The sequence below is a fragment of the Clostridium beijerinckii genome (assembly GCF_018223745.1).
GTDB classification, from domain to species: Bacteria; Bacillota; Clostridia; order Clostridiales; family Clostridiaceae; genus Clostridium; species Clostridium beijerinckii.
The window spans coordinates 1,766,194-1,781,578 of the sequence record NZ_CP073653.1; the positions used below are offsets into that span (position 1 = coordinate 1,766,194).

Below are 15,385 nucleotides of genomic sequence, written 5' to 3' on the forward strand. Positions count from 1 at the left end.
TTGGTTGTATTCTTAAATATACTAAAATCTAATTTCAAAATCAATATAGGACGTACTAGGTAATTCTTCTTCAACAATTTCATATGCTAAGTTTATCCAACTTTCACATGTGTTAAGAATTATCCCATCGCTAGTTACAACATGATCCAATTTATTTAGAATAACATCTGCATTTGGAATAAGAATAACTTCTATATCGAAGTTGTATTTATATAGAAGTTCTAATAGCCTTGATTTTAATCTTCCTGTATTAGAAACAGGAGAGTCAAGATAAAAGATAGCCTTACGTATCTTCATTTCATCTAATCTTTTACCAATCAAATCTATTGCTGTATCCGTTTTATCAATTAACTTATATGTTCCACGAAGTCCAGCCAAATCTCGGAGAGTTCCGTCCATACATTTAATTAGTGTTGAGTTAGACAAAGCTACTTCAAGAGTAATAATTATATTAAGACCATCAATATGTAGTGTGCTATTTTCGTATGTATCTAATATTTTACGTTTCTGCCTGCTAATAATATCTTTATAAGAAGATATGCTTCTTTTTAATGCTAGTCTTTGCCTAGCAGAAAATAAAAAATGATTTCCTACAAATTCAACACTTTTATCTATACTATACCCGTGATTTATTAAGTAATAGATATCCTTTTGAGCTTTTTTTAATAATGTTAGGTTTTCTTCATTAAATTCAATTTCGTCAGATGGAACAAAGCCTCTTTTAACTATTTGTGTCATATAAATATACCTCCTAAAGTAGCATCTATATCTATATAATTATTAATATCTCCATAAATATACCTTGAATTATAACATACTTATGTAAAAATAATACAAATAAATCATATGTGATATAATGAAATAATTACTTTTATGGAGAGTATAGTAGAGAAGCAATTAAAAAATTATAGGAATTATTATATTAGGTAAAGGCAGGAAATTATAACAATGTAACATTGTATTTATGTGATAGGAATAAAATAAATTCATTGAGAATAAAAAATATAGCTACGGAAATTTTGTTGATAGGAATCACTCCTAGATCAGAAATCTGTAGCTATATTATAGTTAAATAAAGTGGATTAATATCACTATTTTGTTTATAGATATCCAATTTAAGAATTTAACTTATTAGATGAATGTATTTACAAATTTGCTAAAACTTTAAGTTCATATCTTCACTAGAAATCATAAATATATTTTCATAGATTTTCGGAACAAAATATTTATGATTTCGGTAAGTTACCACATAAATTTAGTTTTAGATTTATACTATGAAATATATCCCAACTAGAAACTGGAACAAAAGTATGTTATTCATTTCGGCGAGTTATATTCATAAGTTCAGGTTTTAGTTGGGTTATCTATAAGTATATAATTAACAATTAGTTTAATTAAAATTTAGGAATGTCTAAGATAGCACCTCTATTTCCTGACGTAACAAGAGCAGCGTATCTTGCTAGATAACCTGTAGTTATTTTTGGTTTTCTTGGTTTCCAATTTGCTTTTCTTCTTGCTAATTCTTCATCGCTAACTAAGAAGTTAATAGTGTTAGCGTTAATATCAATTTGGATCATATCTCCATCCTCAACTAATGCTATGTTACCACCTACTGCCGCCTCTGGAGAAACGTGACCGATTGAAGCACCTCTGCTAGCGCCACTAAAACGTCCATCTGTTATAAGAGCAACGGAACTTCCAAGACCTCTTCCTGCAATTGCAGAAGTTGGATTAAGCATTTCTCTCATGCCAGGGCCTCCTTTAGGTCCTTCATATCTGATAACAACAACATCTCCAGCAACAATTTTTCCTGTATTTATGGCTTCAAGGGCATCTTCTTCGCAATCAAACACTTTAGCTGGACCTTCATGCTTTAACATTTCTGGTACAACGGCTGAACGCTTAACGACACATGAATCAGGTGCTAGATTTCCTTTAAGAACTGCAATCCCACCAGTTTGACTATATGGATTTTCGACTGGTCTAATAACTTCAGGATTTTTATTTGCACATCCTTCAATGTTTTCACCAACAGTTTTTCCTGTACATGTTATAAGGTTAGTTTTTAATAAACCAAGCTTACTTATTTCATTCATAACAGCGTAAATTCCACCAGCATCATTTAGATCTTCAATATAAGTGTGTCCTGCAGGAGCAAGATGACAAAGATTAGGTGTTTTTGAACTAATTTCATTAGCTATATCAACATTTAAATCAAAGCCAACTTCGTGTGCAATTGCAGGTAAATGTAACATACTATTGGTACTACAGCCAAGAGCCATGTCCATAGTCATAGCATTCATAAATGCATCTTCCGTCATAATATCTCGTGGTCTTATGTTCTTTTCAAGTAATTCCATGATTTTCATGCCAGCATGCTTTGCAAGTTTTATTCTTTCCGAATAAACTGCAGGGATTGTGCCATTCCCTTGAAGGCCCATACCAAGTACTTCAGTTAAACAGTTCATACTATTTGCAGTATACATTCCTGAACAAGAACCACAAGTAGGGCATACGTTGTTTTCATATTCATCTAATTTTTCAGCTGTAATTTTTCCAGCATTGTAAGCGCCAACAGCTTCAAACATACTTGATAAGCTTGTCTTACATCCGTCAACTTTTCCAGCAAGCATTGGTCCGCCACTTACAAAAATTGTAGGAATATTAACTCTTGCTGCAGCCATTAGAAGGCCAGGAACATTTTTATCACAATTAGGAACCATTACTAATGCATCAAAGGCATGAGCCATTGCCATAGCTTCAGTAGAATCTGCAATTAAATCTCTTGTAACTAATGAATATTTCATTCCTTCATGTCCCATAGCAATACCGTCACAAACAGCAATTGCAGGAAAGACAATTGGAGTACCTCCAGCCATTGAAACTCCCATTTTTACAGCTTCAACTATTTTGTCTAAATTCATATGACCAGGAACGATATCATTTTGTGAGCTCACGATACCTACAAGAGGCCTTTCCATTTCTTCTTTTGTTAAACCTAAGGCACTAAGCAATGAACGTTGAGGTGCACTTTTAGATCCTTTTGTTATTACATCACTTCTCATAGTATATTCTCCTTACATATATTTATAATTATCGCGTTGTATGTTTTAATTATAAGTTGTATGATGTCTGTTGTCAATTGTAACATAAGATTAAAATAAAAAAGTGCTATTTCTATAAATATAAAGAATTAGCACTTTATCTTATTCATTTGGTATACCTAAATCTTTCATTGCTCTAATAATATGAATTTTCATGGCAGTTTTTGCACCTTCAGCATCTCTAGCCTCCAGAAACTCCATTATCATGCGATGATCATTTAAAGTATTTTGAAGAATTGATTTATTTTCATCGGATAAAATAACACCATTATCAATTGCTTTGTATAATATAGGCATCAGCTTGTTCATAAATTCATTATGAGTAGCTTTTGCGATAGATTTATGGAAGGATCTCTCTACCTCGGTTCGATCTTCATTATTTAAGATCATTTCTTCTTCAAGTCTTCCGTAGTACAATATTCTTTCTAATTCCTTATCAGTGGCGCGTTTAGCAGCATAGTAAGCAGTCTCTGGTTCGAAAATTAATCTCATCTCATATAAATCTTTAACATCTAATTTTTGAGTAGAAAGATTTTCTAACCCCATGCTTTCAGTAATGTTTTTTATTTCTGATACAAATGTGCCTTTGCCTCGCCTAATTTCTAAAATATTGTGAGCAACTAAAATACGAATGGCTTCTCTTAGAGTAGTTCTGCTTACTTTTAATTCAGTAGAAAGCTCATTTTCATTTGGTAGTTTATCACCAATATTAAATTTTTTATCTATAGTAATCATCGCTAGTATATCATCAGCAACACTTTCCGATAAGCTTTTTCCTTTTCGTGGCATAAACAAACCTCCTTTTAGGTTATGTTTATATAATATAATAAAAGAGTCTAGCTTTCAATAGTGATGTCTGATGTCTTATGATTAAAGATTCCTATAAATACAAAATAAAGCTCGTTGAAGTGAATCCAACGAGCACATACATAAAATTAGATTTGGTTTTCAGGGATAAATGTAGCACAGTCTGTTTCTTGAGTATCGCTAGCATTTTTAGGTTGTACTTCTATTTGTTGTGCACAACAGTGATCACCTGACATATAATATTGACATGTATTAACAACGCATTTGATTCCTTGGTTTGGTGAACTCATTTTTTCTGGTTTCATAGTTGTTACCTCCTAATAATATTATTTTAATTAACAATAATATTATTAGTTAATGGAATTTTTTTATACGAAAAAATGTAAGTTATATTTTTCAAAAAATGACTAAAGATATTTTGTTTATTACTTTAAAAATGTATTTTTTATCTTTTCGTGCCACTAATTGTCCATTGATACGATTACATGATTATAGTAATATATAATTAACAAATAGATTAGGGGGGGTACAAATGACATTTGTAATAATAACAGTATTTGTGATTTATTCGATGGTGCGTAAACCAAGTACCGCATCCAATAAAGAGAAATAGATTTTTATACAATCAAAATTGTAAAGTTTAATAAAAAATAAATATATAATTTATATTAGAAAGAGTAGCTTAAACGCTGCTCTTTTTTTAGTGTTAAGGAATAAAGTTTAGCATTAGCAATTTTTGAAATGCAGGAGTTATATATTAAACTCATATAATGGCTTAACAGATGCTTATGAGTTCAAGCTAGTAATAACATATAAATTGGAATGACAATTAAGCTAAAAATAGTTGTTATGATTGTATTTATCGTAGCATATTCGTAATCTGCATTATAACGTTTAGATACTATTGCTGTATTAGTCATGACTGGCATTGCTGCTTGAATAACAAATACTTCTTTCATAAGTAAAGGAGTATTTGCAAAATTACACAATAACAAAATTAATATAGGAGAAATGACAAACCTTCCTAAAAGTATTGCTAGCATGTCCCAGCTAAATCTAAATTCTTTGAAATTAACAGAGTGAATTGTTATCCCTATAAACAACATAGCTAATGGTGTTGTTAAATTACCGAAATATTTGCAAGTATCTAGAACAAACTTTGGAAGATGAATATCTAGTAATATAAGTAAAACAGCAAAAGTAAAGCTTAATAAAGGAGGTGACATGATACGTTTTATTGTATCAAAGGAAAAGATATTGGCATTGGTAGAGTCGCCATCACGACTAATTTCATATACACCAAGTGTCCAGAAAAATGTAGTATTTGCTATGTAGTATAATAAAACATTCGGGATGCTTTTTTCACCAAATAAAGCCATATTCACTGGAAGACCAATAAATATAGAATTTGATACAAAAAACATTGATCTAAAGGTACCAATTCGTTTCTTGTCCACTTTAATAGCTTTAGAAACAATTACGGCAATTATATAAACAATAGCCATGGATGTAAATGGAGCGAATAATCCATCACTAAGACTCAATAGTTTCTCTTTATCAAAGCTTTCTGTAAATTGTGAAATCATGAGGCAGGGGATAGCAAGATTGCACACTAATCTTGAAAAAAGCTTTGAAGTTTTTTCATCAAACCAGCCTTTATGAGATAAAAAGAATCCAGTAGAAATCATGAGAACTATACTAAATACACTTCCTAATGCATTAAAAATAATCATTATAAATTCTCCTTTAATATATTTTTAACTAATTGAATTAAAGAATAATGGATTACACTTTGACTTATATAATGCAATCCTTTGATAAAATGTTTTTCAAATGTTTTAAATCATTGTCTATGTGGTTGTACATTGCTTTATATGCTTTTTCTTCATCTCTCTTTTTAATATAATGAAATATCTCAAGATGATGATTGAAAATATCCATATTACGCTCAGGTTCATAAACATCTATAGATCTATAAAAATAAGTGAGAGAACTCAAATCTTTACTCAACTTTTTTAGATGATTATTTTGGCTGAAATCTAAGATTAAATCATGAAATTTAGTATTTAGTTCAATAATACTTTTAGTAAGTGTATCATCAAATCTTTCTATGTTTTTTTGAATTTTTACTAATACCTTTTCAATTTCATCTAATTCTTTATCAGATGCTTTAAGAGTAGTTAATTTTGCAGCCTGAGATTCTAAAGCTTGGCGACATTCATAAATATTTTCTATGTCTTCTTTAGTTGGCTTATAAATTGTAATTTTTGATTTATCTCCAATAACAAGTAGTCCATCTTTTTCTAAAGAACGTATGGCTTCTCTTACTGGACTTCTGCTTATTTGAAATTCGCTGGCAAGTTTGGATTCATAAATCCTATCTCCGGGTTTTAAAATACCGTTAAATATCATAGCTTTTATAGAATTGTAAGCTTGATCATAGTAAGAAGGCGCTTTTTCAATTTTATATTTTTCCATTACTTTATCCTCCTATAGATTGTGTTAAAACGATTAATTAATGTCAATATTTATACAATGTATACTGTCGACAAATTAATTTTAGTATAATCTACATATACTAAATAATCAATATAATTGAAATTAGATTGTAAAAATAAATAAAAAACCTGGTGGATTAAATTTATAATCTACCAGGCCAGATAATTATATTAGCCTATTTTATTTATCTTCTTCTATGATGTTTCTTATGTTCAACTAGATCGATAGCTCCAAGAACCATGTGAGCTGCACCGAACCCAACAACTCCAGCAGCGATAACTGGTGCCATTTCTACTGCCACCATAGCTGCACCTACACCTGTTACAACTGTACCTAATGCGGTTGGTATTGCTCCTTCTCGAATTCTCATATTTATTCCTCCTTTAAACTAATAGAGTTTAATAATAGTATGTTTTTATCTAAGATTTATTATTTACCCTGAATTATTCATAAAATTATATGAAACATGCTTTGCATGGCTCGTTAAGCTGTTCTTAACAAATTCAAAACTTCACTTATTAAGTGAAAAAATATAGAAAAATAGACTCAAATTTGTTATGGTTAATTTGCGAAAAAAAACAATTAACAAAGGAGAGTCTATATGGGTAGTTTATTAGAAAAATCTTTGAATTTCAAGAGAAATGTAAAAATTAATTTTGATGGTGGAAATTTAACATCAGATTCTGGTCTTATTTTATATAGTGAATTTGATGAAAGAATAGGTTTTTCAAGAACTGTAAAAGATGTTTTTTATGTTAATGATGGAATTAATCATAGAGAACATACAAACGAAGAGATATTACTACAAAAAGTTTATCAAAGAATAGCTGGCTATACAACCGACGATAATTCAGATGAATTAAGATATGATCCAGCGCTTACTACAATTTTAGATAAAAATGCACTAGCTTCACAGCCTACAATTTCACGTTTTAATAACAATCTCGATAAAGAAAACTTAAGACAATTTAATAAAATAAATGAGTTGGTTTTGGATAAAGTATACTCAATTGATATGCCAAATCAAATAATTTTGGATATTGATTCTACTAATTTTGAAACTTATGGTAATCAATATGGTTCAGCATACAATTCACATTATTCAGCAAATGGATATCATCCACTATTAGTTTTTGATGGACTAACAGGTGATTTATTAAAGGCAGAGTTGCGTTCTGGAAATGTTTATACATCAAGAAAAACAGTGGCTTTTATTGGTCCATTATTAAAAAGGTATTCAAATAAATATATTTGTACAGACCTATACATTCGTGGCGATAGCGGTTTTGCTATACTTATGGACTTTATGAAATTGCAGAAGAACATGATGCTAAATATGCAATAAGATTAAAAGCAAATGCAACATTGTATAAGTATTCTGAAGAATTTACTACAAGAATGGAGATATTATGCAAAAGAAATATCTATGACCATTATACTATATATGGTGAATTTGTATATAAAGCAAAGAAATGGACTAAAGAACGTAGAGTTGTTGTGAAATTAGAAAAGAAAGAAGGTCAAATGTGTATAGATTATACTTTTGTTGTGACTAACATGACCAGCCATCCAGAAGCTGTAATAAAATTTTATTGTAATAGAGGAACAATGGAGAATTTTATTAAAGAAGGCAAAAACGGCTTCGCTTTCGATAAAATGAGTAGTTCATCTTTTATCGCAAATGCTAATAAGCTTCAAGAGATGGTTTTAGCATACAATTTAAACAATTGGATTAGAAGATTATGTTTTACAAATTCAATGAAATCTCTAAGAATAGAAACAATACGAATGAAAATAATTAAAGTAGCTGGTAAACTTGTAAAGAGTAGTAGATACTTAAAATTCAAACTCTGTAGTTCATGTGCTTATCAAAATGAGTTTTGGCATATTTTAAAAAATATCAATTCACTGCCGTTATTAAATTGATTCAGATTACAATTTAATATGTAAGATATGGTTAAAACCTAAAGTCCGTAGCGAAGCTGTACGTATATTTAGAAAAATAATTAAAAATTAAGAAAAGAAATAGCTAATAGCATGAAAAACTAACTTTCTTATGTTATTAACTATATCTATGAATAATTCAGGTTTACATTAGTAACTTTCCACTTAAAATGATTTTTATGCTAAGTAATAATTTATAAAAAATATTAAATTATCTGCTTTATAAATTTTACTTATCTTCGGTTTGCTTATCATATGCTATAAGGCATACTGGAGGATTATGGTGTTCATTTATTCTGTTTTCCATTTGTCTTATGAAATATATATCTTCTGTAGATAAATCACTGAATTCATTATCAAATTTACTGCTATCATTACTCATGCTATCACTCCTTTCATAAGTATAGTATGTAGGCGTTTGCGAAACGCCGCAACCCGCAGAAATGCGGGATATTTTTTTAGCAAAATAAAATAACTCCTCACTGATTTATGGTAAAATTGAATTGCCTAAAAACAAAACTACCATATACCTCAGAAAGGAGTCATATATATGATAACATATAAACAGCTTTCTTTGGCAGATGTTTATTCTGATTGCAAAGAAAAATTTGAAAATGATAAATTCCAATTTCTTTCTTTACTCGAAAACACTATCGACCTTGATGAGTTAGTTCCTGCATCTTTCATTAACCATTTTTACGCTTCCACAGGAAGGCCGCGAAAATATCAGCTTTATGCTATGATCAGTGCTTTAATTTTACAACGCATTTTTTCTATTCCTACAGATTCTCTTTTAATTATTTTCCTTAAATATTCTCAAGAACTAAGAGACTTCTGCGGCTTTTTAAGAGTTCCTGATTCATCTAAGTTTACTCGTTTCAAGCAGGACTTTCTTTTGGACTTACAATCCATGTTCGATAATCTTGTTGATATTACTGAACCGATATGCCAACAGATTGATACGGCTCTTGCTTCCATGACTATTTTTGATACTTCAGGCCTTGAAGCATTTGTCACTGAAAATAATCCTAAATATGCTAATCGCATTATAAAACAGCTTAAAAATTTTAAGAAAGCATGCAATTTAGATGACTCTTATGATCCTTATAAAGCTGCCTATGGCTCTATGCCATCACACGCTTCAGCCAACCCTGCCATCCAACAAATGTATATTAATGGGCATTTTTGCTATGCTTTTAAATTCGGAATCATTACTAATGGCCTCGGTATCGTAAGAGATATTTCGTTCTATAATAAAGATTTTCTCAATGCTCATCCTGATATTATTGTTGAGAAAAAATCTGATTCACCTGATGAAGATAAATCTCTTGCAGATTCTAAGGCTCTTATCCCTGTTCTCAAAGATTTTTTTAACAAGCATCCATTAATAAGTCCAAAAACCTTTTTAGGAGATGCTGCTTTTGACAGTATTCAAATTTATCGTGATCTTCTTCTCGAATTAAAATTTGATAAAGCATATATTCCTTTAAAAACTAGGCTTACACTAGAAAATGCTGATTGCCCTTTAAACGAAGACGGCATTCCATGCTGTCCGAATGATCCTTCTATTCCAATGAAACGTGAAGGTAGTAAAAGTCATCTTCGTTCTAGAATTCCAACAATGAAGTTTGTATGCCCTAAAATGAAATGGTTATATAACAAAGAAACCAAAAAGAGCAAACGTGTAACTCAATGTGAAAATCCATGTACAAATTCCTTATGTGGACGAATGTTTTATATTTATCCTGAAAAGAATCTGCGCGCATATCCTGGAATAACACGAGGAACCCAAGAATGGAGTAATACTTATAAAATCAGAGTAGCTGTTGAAAAAAATATAAATCACTTCAAATATAGTTACTGCGTCGCGGAGCGTAAGACTCAAAATGAGCAAACACTTCATGCTGATTTACTTCTAGCCGGAATAACTCAACTAATAACAGTTATCGTGGCAGATAAAATTCATAAACATAAATATATCCGAAGCTTAAAGCCATTAATTGCATAAAATTTATTTATAAAAATTGGAATTCACCTTCGCTTTATTTCGTGCGCCCTTTTTTAAGAAGTCAACTATTATATTTGTATAGCAGGAACCATTAAATCCATTAATAATGTTTTTGCAACTTCAAATCAATCATTATTCATTTTTATCAATGAGTTTCGCAATTATCTAGTATAGTATGGATAGGTAGAAAGATTTTAATCTGAAAATAATAAAGTAATAAGCTTTTTATTGTATGTATCATATAAGTGTATATATTTTTTCAGCGTGGCAAAGATAATTTTAATAAAGTATAAAAGGAGTGTTGTTTATATGTTATCTACAATAAAAGCCAACAATTTAATAAATGAAAAATCTCCTTATTTATTGCAACATGCTAATAATCCAATAAATTGGTATTCATGGGGGGATGAAGCATTTGCAAAAGCTAAAGAGGAAGATAAGCCTATTTTTTTATCGATTGGGTATTCAACTTGTCACTGGTGTCATGTAATGGCCCACGAATCATTTGAAGATGAGGAAATTGCAGGAATTATGAATGATAGTTTTATTGCGATTAAAGTGGACAGAGAGGAAAGACCAGATATTGATAGTGTATATATGACAGTTTGCCAAGCCTTAACCGGCCATGGAGGCTGGCCGCTTACAGTGATAATGACTCCAGATCAAAAACCATTTTTTGCAGGTACTTATTTTCCTAAAAAGGCTAAATATAATATGCCAGGACTTATGGATATTTTAAATTCAATAAATAAGCAATGGAAGGATAATAAGGATAAGCTTATATCATCTGGTGATAGTATTTTATCAGAACTTGGTGGCTATTTTGATGGTGAAACAAGCAAATTGAAGTTGACATCTAAGACATTAAAAAATGGGTATAATCAAATTTTACACGCTTTTCAGGAAAAGTATGGAGGCTTTGGTGATGCACCTAAATTTCCGACGCCTCATATAACAATGTTTTTGCTTAGATATTATAAATCTCATAAAGAAATTAAAGCTTTAGAAATGGCTGAAAAAACCTTGATTTCTATGTATAGAGGTGGAATATTTGATCATATAGGTTTTGGTTTTTCAAGATATTCTACGGATAGTAAGTGGCTGGTACCACATTTTGAAAAGATGCTTTATGATAATGCTTTGCTTGTCATTGCATATTTAGAGGGATATGAGGTCACAAAAAATGAGATTTACAAAGAGGTTGCAACAAAAGTGCTAGAATATGTATTTAGAGAGCTTACTAGTAAAGAGGGTGGATTTTACTGTGCTGAAGATGCAGATAGCGAAGGTGAAGAGGGAAAATATTATGTTTTTGAACCTTTAGAAATTTTAAGTGTTTTAGGAGAAGAAGATGGTACGTATTTTAATGATTATTTTGACATAACTTCTGATGGGAACTTTGAGGGCAAGAGCATTCCGAATTTAATAAAAAATAAAAACTTTCATAAGTCAGATGATAGGATAAAGTTACTTAGTGAACAAATACTTCAATATAGAAGTGACAGAACGGAATTACATAAAGATGATAAAATCTTAACTTCATGGAATGGACTTATGATAGCTGCACTTGGAAAAGCCTATAAAGTTATTGAGGATGAAAGATACTTTGAATATGCTAAGAAAGCAGTAGAGTTTATTTTCAATAACTTGATGGACGAAAATAAAAGGCTTCTTGCAAGGTATAGAGATAAGGATTCGCGTCATAAAGCTTATTTAGATGACTATGCTTTTCTTTGTTTTGGACTTATAGAGCTTTATGAAAGTAGCTATGATATTGAGTTTTTAAATAAGGCGATTGAAATAAATAAGGATATGATTAACTTATTTTGGGATAATGAAAAAGATGGATTCTTCCTTTATGGTGAGGATAGTGAAAAATTAATTGCTAGACCTAAGGAACTTTTTGATGGTGCTATGCCTTCAGGAAATTCTGTTGCAGCTTACAATTTAATAAAGCTTGCAAGACTTACTGGTGATTTAACTCTTGAAGAAATGGCAGAGAAACAATTTAATTTTATTTGTGGCTCAGTATTTAATGAAGAGATAAATCATTCATTCTTTTTAATGGCTGCATCATTTGCTTTAAATGAATCAGAAGAATTAGTATGCGTTACTAATGATAAAGGTGAAGAAGAAAAAATCAAAGATTTATTAAGTGAAAGGTCTATTTTTAATTTAACAACAATAATTAAGAATGATGAAAATAGAAATAAAATAGAAAATTTAGCACCATTTCTTAAGGAATATGATCTTATAAATGAAAAATCTACATATTATTTATGTAAAGGAAAATCGTGTATGGCTCCAGTAAATGATATTGGTGAATTAAGAAAAATGTTATCTAAATTATAAGGTAGCGTAGTATTTAGTAAACATCAAAAAGAGGTTTTTTATAGGATTAAATTTATTTAAATACATTTTTTAAGGATGTATATAATAATTTTAGAAGTTATATACTCCTTATTAAATTTTCAATAATAGCTTTATTAATTGTAGGATTATGTATGCATATTAAAAGGAGATGAATAATTAATCTAAAATTAAGATTTATTTAAGTTGTTATAAGACCGAGTTTTAGTATAATAATTCCAAGGAGAGGATAAATTTATGATAAATATAAGCAATATAACAAAAAGTTATAATGGAAATTATAATGCGGTAAGCAATTTAAATTTGGAAATCAGGGATGGAGAAATATATGGATTATTAGGGCCTAATGGGGCTGGAAAAACAACAACTATTAAAATGATAACTGGAATAATATCGCCTACATCGGGAAAAATTGAAATTAACGGAATTGATATTAGTAAAGAGCCAGTTAGAGCAAAAGAGCAATTTGGTTATGTTCCAGATAGCCCGGATATGTTTTTAAGATTAAGTGGAATGGAATATTTAAATTTCATGGCTGATGTTTATGGGGTTTCAAAGGAAGAAAGATTATCAAGGATAAGAGAAATATCAAAAAGGTTTGAAATGGAGTTGGCATTAGGAGATAAGATACATTCATATTCTCATGGTATGAGACAAAAGGTGGTTCTTATGGGAGTTTTGATTCATAAGCCAAAAGTTTGGATTTTAGATGAACCAATGACAGGTTTAGATCCAAAATCAGCATTTACATTAAAAGAAATGATGAGAGAACATGCCGATGAAGGAAATACCGTGATTTTTTCTACACATGTGTTGGAAGTTGCAGAGAAAGTCTGTGATAAAGTCGCGATTATTAATAAAGGGCAATTAATATTTAATGGAACACTAAGCAATATGAGAAAAGAGTTTAAAGAGAATGAATCCTTAGAAGAGATGTTTTTGGAGATGATTCAAGATGAATAGGCTTAAGATAATAACAAAATATTTTATAAGAAATGCATTTGAGGAAATGTTTGCTAGTAGTAAGAAAATGAAACCTGTATTCGCAGTGATGCTAATGATATTTATTGTAGTAATGTTATCTATGCCTTTTACTGTAATAATAAGTGAAGGCTACGGACCGCTTCATGCTATGAGACAGGAAGGAATATTATTATCAATAATATTGTCAATTGGGGAGAGTGTTTCTTTCATCTTTGGAATGTATACAATAATAAATATCTTATACTTTTCAAATGATATTGAAGTTATATTACCACTTCCTTTTAAAAGTAGTGAAATAGTATTTGGAAAGTTTATGGCAGTGTTAATTAATATGTATGTGTATACATCAATGTTAATTTTGCCACTTATAGTCTATGGATTTGTGTCAAAGGCAAGCTTCTTGTATTATTTATATGGAATTATAGTGTTATTAATAACTCCTATTATACCGATGGTATTGGCATCGTTAATATGCATGATTCTTATGAGGTTCACTAGCTTATCTAAGCATAAAGATGCATTTAGAGTATTTACAGGGTGTGCATCACTAATATTGATAGTAGGATTCAATTTTTTTACATCAAGTTCTGGAAGAAGTACAAATTCACAGCAAATGATTCAAAGATTTTCAGATGGAAATAACAGCGCGATGAGTACGCTAAATGATATTTTCATAACAAGTAGATTTTCTTCAAATGGGCTATTATATAATAATGACATTAGAGGCTTACTTAATATACTTATGTCTTTATGCCTAAGTTTAATTATTTTCATAATATATTATTATATAGGAGGAAAGTTATATTTAAAGGGAGTAATAGGTATTTCTGAAACTTATAGCAAGAGGGAAAATATTTTAGAAAACGGTAAGGCAGATAAAATAATAAAAGAAAATTCAAAGTTAAAAGCATTAATTATAAAAGATATTAAAATCTTATTCAGAACTCCTCAATTCTTTATTAATTGCATAGCGATGATGTTTTACATGCCGGCAGTAATGGGTGTTGCATTTTTTTCCGGTGGTAAACTATCAGAGTATAGGTATTTATTAAATAGTAGTCCCAAATGGAATGCGATTACCATAGCAATTGCATTTGTAGGTGGAACGGTATGTATAATGTCAGGTGGAGCAGGTGCAAGTGCACTTTCAAGAGAGGGGAAAGATTTTATTGTATCGAAGTATATTCCTGTGGAATATAAAACTCAGCTATACTCTAAGATTCTTTCATCATTATTTATAAATGAATTTGGGATGGTTATAGTTGTCTTAGGACTCTTATTAGTAAACGTAAGTCCTATCATAATATTGCTCGGGACGATATCTTCATTTGGATCAATACTTATGGTAACTTTATTGGGATTATATATAGACTTTAAATCACCAAAATTGGAATGGGAAAATGAAAAAGCTATGTTTAAAAATAATTATATACCTCTATTAATTATGCTTATTATATTTATATTAGGAGCTGGTTTAGTAGTAGCTGCCATAATATTGAGGAATTATGTAATTATATTTGGAATTTGCATTATTATTTCACTTGTTGGAAGTAGTCTTTTATATAAAGGCTTATTAAAGAATGCTTATAAAATATATAATGAAAAATAGTCAGAATAAGATAAAAATGCATTACAAAAATTTGTTTTTTGATTTTGTAATGCATTTTGA

Annotated in this window: 11 protein-coding genes and 2 pseudogenes; 5 read left to right on the forward strand and 8 right to left on the reverse strand. The window is 30.0% G+C overall.

The genetic code is table 11. The features are described from left to right. Positions 1 to 21: 21 nt before the first annotated feature. The 7 genes from KEC93_RS08070 to KEC93_RS08100 form a co-directional block, all read right to left on the reverse strand. Positions 22 to 738 carry a DUF434 domain-containing protein gene (locus KEC93_RS08070; RefSeq protein WP_077869683.1) on the reverse strand — a complete coding sequence of 239 codons (717 nt, stop codon included), beginning with the start codon at positions 736 to 738 and terminating at the stop codon, positions 22 to 24. Positions 739 to 1,394: 656 nt separating this feature from the next. Beyond that, a complete protein-coding gene (gene ilvD / locus KEC93_RS08075; protein WP_077869684.1) occupies positions 1,395 to 3,065 on the reverse strand; it encodes a dihydroxy-acid dehydratase in 1,671 nt (556 codons plus the stop codon). Positions 3,066 to 3,206: 141 nt separating this feature from the next. Continuing rightward, positions 3,207 to 3,893, reverse strand: coding sequence for a FadR/GntR family transcriptional regulator (locus tag KEC93_RS08080; RefSeq protein ID WP_011968839.1), 687 nt, complete (start codon positions 3,891 to 3,893; stop codon positions 3,207 to 3,209). Positions 3,894 to 4,039: 146 nt separating this feature from the next. After that, a complete protein-coding gene (locus tag KEC93_RS08085; RefSeq protein WP_017208809.1) occupies positions 4,040 to 4,216 on the reverse strand; it encodes a DUF1540 domain-containing protein in 177 nt (58 codons plus the stop codon). A 489-nt stretch (positions 4,217 to 4,705) separates the two neighbouring features. Next, positions 4,706 to 5,644: an AEC family transporter gene (locus tag KEC93_RS08090; protein ID WP_077869685.1), complete on the reverse strand. Its 939-nt coding sequence runs from the start codon at positions 5,642 to 5,644 to the stop codon at positions 4,706 to 4,708. A 64-nt stretch (positions 5,645 to 5,708) separates the two neighbouring features. Continuing rightward, entirely contained in the window at positions 5,709 to 6,389 is a 681-nt protein-coding gene (locus KEC93_RS08095; protein WP_077869686.1) for a GntR family transcriptional regulator, read from the reverse strand. A 205-nt stretch (positions 6,390 to 6,594) separates the two neighbouring features. Next, a complete protein-coding gene (locus tag KEC93_RS08100; RefSeq protein ID WP_011968842.1) occupies positions 6,595 to 6,780 on the reverse strand; it encodes a hypothetical protein in 186 nt (61 codons plus the stop codon). 231 nt (positions 6,781 to 7,011) lie between these two features. Here KEC93_RS08100 and KEC93_RS08105 point away from each other — a divergent pair. After that, positions 7,012 to 8,336 (forward strand): annotated as a pseudogene (locus KEC93_RS08105) (IS1380 family transposase). Between the two features lie 247 nt (positions 8,337 to 8,583). On the opposite strand, the gene KEC93_RS08110 reads toward KEC93_RS08105, so the two are convergent. After that, a complete protein-coding gene (locus KEC93_RS08110) occupies positions 8,584 to 8,736 on the reverse strand; it encodes a hypothetical protein (RefSeq protein WP_023976360.1) in 153 nt (50 codons plus the stop codon). Between the two features lie 168 nt (positions 8,737 to 8,904). Here KEC93_RS08110 and KEC93_RS08115 point away from each other — a divergent pair. From KEC93_RS08115 to KEC93_RS08130, 4 genes and pseudogenes are all read left to right on the forward strand, one after another. Further along, positions 8,905 to 10,273: pseudogene (locus KEC93_RS08115) on the forward strand (ISNCY-like element ISCb1 family transposase). 398 nt (positions 10,274 to 10,671) lie between these two features. Further along, positions 10,672 to 12,714: a thioredoxin domain-containing protein gene (locus KEC93_RS08120; RefSeq protein WP_077869995.1), complete on the forward strand. Its 2,043-nt coding sequence runs from the start codon at positions 10,672 to 10,674 to the stop codon at positions 12,712 to 12,714. Between the two features lie 255 nt (positions 12,715 to 12,969). Next, a complete protein-coding gene (locus KEC93_RS08125; RefSeq protein ID WP_077305780.1) occupies positions 12,970 to 13,695 on the forward strand; it encodes an ABC transporter ATP-binding protein in 726 nt (241 codons plus the stop codon). Continuing rightward, positions 13,688 to 15,325, forward strand: a complete 1,638-nt coding sequence (locus KEC93_RS08130) for a putative ABC transporter permease subunit (protein WP_077869994.1) — start codon at positions 13,688 to 13,690, stop codon at positions 15,323 to 15,325. The genes KEC93_RS08125 and KEC93_RS08130 overlap by 8 nt, the downstream gene beginning before the upstream one ends. Positions 15,326 to 15,385 lie beyond the last annotated feature (60 nt).

Excerpts from the sequence above, each read along its gene's own strand:
- KEC93_RS08070 (WP_077869683.1), bottom strand. The coding sequence starts at position 738 with ATGACACAAATAGTTAAAAGAGGCTTTGTTCCATCTGACGAAATTGAA.
- KEC93_RS08120 (WP_077869995.1), top strand. The coding sequence starts at position 10,672 with ATGTTATCTACAATAAAAGCCAACAATTTAATAAATGAAAAATCTCCT.
- KEC93_RS08080 (WP_011968839.1), bottom strand. The coding sequence starts at position 3,893 with ATGCCACGAAAAGGAAAAAGCTTATCGGAAAGTGTTGCTGATGATATA.
- ilvD (WP_077869684.1), bottom strand. The coding sequence starts at position 3,065 with ATGAGAAGTGATGTAATAACAAAAGGATCTAAAAGTGCACCTCAACGT.
- KEC93_RS08110 (WP_023976360.1), bottom strand. The coding sequence starts at position 8,736 with ATGAGTAATGATAGCAGTAAATTTGATAATGAATTCAGTGATTTATCT.
- KEC93_RS08095 (WP_077869686.1), bottom strand. The coding sequence starts at position 6,389 with ATGGAAAAATATAAAATTGAAAAAGCGCCTTCTTACTATGATCAAGCT.
- KEC93_RS08125 (WP_077305780.1), top strand. The coding sequence starts at position 12,970 with ATGATAAATATAAGCAATATAACAAAAAGTTATAATGGAAATTATAAT.
- KEC93_RS08085 (WP_017208809.1), bottom strand. The coding sequence starts at position 4,216 with ATGAAACCAGAAAAAATGAGTTCACCAAACCAAGGAATCAAATGCGTT.
- KEC93_RS08130 (WP_077869994.1), top strand. The coding sequence starts at position 13,688 with ATGAATAGGCTTAAGATAATAACAAAATATTTTATAAGAAATGCATTT.
- KEC93_RS08090 (WP_077869685.1), bottom strand. The coding sequence starts at position 5,644 with ATGATTATTTTTAATGCATTAGGAAGTGTATTTAGTATAGTTCTCATG.
- KEC93_RS08100 (WP_011968842.1), bottom strand. The coding sequence starts at position 6,780 with ATGAGAATTCGAGAAGGAGCAATACCAACCGCATTAGGTACAGTTGTA.